Source organism: Marinobacter sp., from assembly GCF_039977835.1.
Classification (GTDB): Bacteria; Pseudomonadota; Gammaproteobacteria; order Pseudomonadales; family Oleiphilaceae; genus Marinobacter.
In genome coordinates this window covers 1-2706 of sequence record NZ_JBDWCL010000056.1, presented here as the reverse complement: position 1 = coordinate 2706, position 2706 = coordinate 1, and the positions used below count along the sequence as shown (strand labels likewise).

The window sequence follows — 2706 nt, the reverse complement described above, 5'->3', positions numbered from 1 at the left end:
GGTGATGACGCAGCGCAGGAAGGCAAACTGGAAGATCGGCGCGCCGGGTTCCATCAGTTTGATGAAGACGTCACTGATCAATGCCATGGCGTTGCCGATCACCAGCAGTAGGATTGCACTGTTTACGGTTTTGCCTGACATTGGAAGTCCTATTTCAGGTTTTGCTCGAAATTAGGGAGTTTGAGCCGGCGATGGCTCTCGGTGTTTTAAAAGGATCTTTTCGTTCCTTCACCTGAACTTTTGTCAGTCCAACGTTAAGGTGAGACTCGAGGATATTTGAAATCAATTACTTGGGATGGGGCCGCTAAAATTTCGACATTGGCTGGCCATGATAAGACGAGATATCTCATGGCTTTCCACGGATAGCATGAGATTTTCCAAAAAAGGTAAATTAAAACGTTGGCTTATCGAGCCACGGCAACAGATTTAGCACCAAAAAGAAGGTAGGTAAAGCGTTAATCGCGTTACCTTTGGATGTTTGAGAGGGTTCAGGGTAACAGTGATTAAGAGTGGGACCCCAAATCTATGGGGCCCCTTCCGGAACTTTCAGAGTTTAGTACTTTGAATTAGCTAAACCTCATTGAACTCGGCTTACCTCAAGCTGTATTTCCGTATCCGCATTTTCTGCGACATCCTCAGGGTTCAAGTATTCAGCCTTACAGCCCCAATCCCTGAAGAGAATCAGCTGGTCATCATAATGCCGACTTTTGGTGCCATCTTGTGCAACAAAGCCACTCTGACCGGGAGGTGCAACTGTACACATCTCGGTATTCCCCGAATCATCGAATGTTACCTGATGATTCTGGGTGCCTCGATTCATGTATGTTGGGAGCTCCAATTGTTCTGACTGGTTGGCTTGCGGCACACCCAAAAAGTTACGAGTACTGAAGCGATGAACAGCCGCTGGTGTGAGCCAAGTGGCTCTATCCGTGCCAAATTCCTGCTCCAACTGAGAGATTGCTTCTGCAAGGGACTCTCTTACGATCGTGAGTTTTCCCTCATAAGTTGCCCCATTAAAGAAATCGAAAGTTTGCTCAACACCGGCATCCTCACCGAGTAAAGCGTTATACAGGTATTTACTGCTTTGACCCGGGCGAATGCTTCCCCCAGAAGTCTCTACTGGATACCCAGGATTGGATGAATACGCGAATTGTGGGATGTCATCAGCTAACACCGCGTCATAAGCGATTGTTAGCCATTTTCTGAACAGTGTTGCTTCAGGCTCATTGTAAAAGCCATCAAAATCTGGATTGGTGTTTAGCATAGACCATTCAGAAAGTGAGTCTGCTGCCAGCCGCACTGGATCATCATTAGGTAGCTCCTGCACTGACTCGACAATGTAAGGAATGAAGTTACGTGCGTTGGTGTCGGATAGCGCTGTTTGCCGGTTCAGATCCCACACTTCGTCTGGCGTCAAGACAGGTTTTTCCTCAATGCGAGCAATGAACTCGTTCACTCGGTCCACTACAGACCAATTTGCTCCGTCACCGAGGCCAACTTCACCCGGAGTGGATTGGTTATTCCAGTTTACGATATAGCCTTGGCTCGGGTTATAGGTCTTAGGTACCTCGTCGAACGGACGGATGCCCAGCCATTCCATCGATCCATCCCCTGCCGCTGGTAGACGGATATCTTGGTTTGCAGGTCTTATTGGTAGGTAGCCTGGTGAAACGTAGCCGATATTTCCTTCGGCATCCGCATAATACCAATTGATGGTTGTAGCGACGTTTTCAGCTTCTGCGAGCCACTCCTCCCAGTTCTCTGCTTTCATAGAGTGAATCCATCCCATGAGGGATTGGATTTCGTATCCACTCCAGCTGCGTTTGAAGGCATAAGCAGTGTTGTTATTGGGGTCAAAGCTGGTCACTACGCCATGAACACTGTAGTAAATATCCAGCGTCTCCTCTTGAATTCCTTCATCGGTCTTGACCTGAATAACCTCGCTTCTTTTATCCATGTCGAGGTATTCACCATTGTAGAAATACTGGTACTGATCCGATGGATTTAGTTCAAGTTGGTAATAATCGTTCACGTCCAATGGGCCGGCTGTCGCGCCCCATGTGATTTGGTTATTCGTGCCAAATAGAATTACAGGGAGGGCAAAAGGAGTATTTCCGGTAACGTCATAGCCCGCACCATGAAGTCCAACGCTGTATGTATAAGCAGGATTGAACCAGCCAAACTGTGGGCCATTGTTGAAAATAGTTGAACCGTCTGCTGTGCGATTGGGCCCAATGATCCAGAGATTGCTGGCCACCGGTCTGTCCTCGGGGGTAACAATTCCTTTGAAGGCCGCCTCTTGAACGGTGGACGCAGTTAATAAGTTCTCCGAGACAGGAGCCAATTGATTATAAATCTTTTGCTCCTCATTATTCGTCTCAGTGTTCGAGGATAGCTGAGCGCTCTCATCACCTGTAGCTAGTCCGAAACTGTTTACCCCAGGCACTCGCGGCACGGTTGTTGGCGCTAGTGGGTCTTCAAGCCAGCGAAGCTGGTTGAACATAGCGAGTCCATCCGAATCACCCAAATCTGCTTGCAGATCTTTGAGCAACGACAAGTTTCTGATCTCGCTAGCAGCCTGTCGGACTTGCACCTGACAGGCGTTATTTAACGTTGTCTGTTCGCTTGGTTTCCCGAGTTTGACCGTTAGGTGGTCATCAGGGAGTCCAGATTGGCCTCTATGGCACTTTTAGGTGCTCCAGATAA

At 48.2% G+C, this 2706-nt stretch carries 1 protein-coding gene; it reads right to left on the bottom strand.

Going from position 1 to position 2706, the window contains the following annotated elements; translation table 11 throughout:
* Window positions 1-577: 577 nt before the first annotated feature.
* Window positions 578-2551: a penicillin acylase family protein gene (locus ABJM11_RS16470; RefSeq protein WP_348292926.1), complete on the bottom strand. Its 1974-nt coding sequence runs from the start codon at window positions 2549-2551 to the stop codon at window positions 578-580.
* Window positions 2552-2706: the final 155 nt, after the last annotated feature.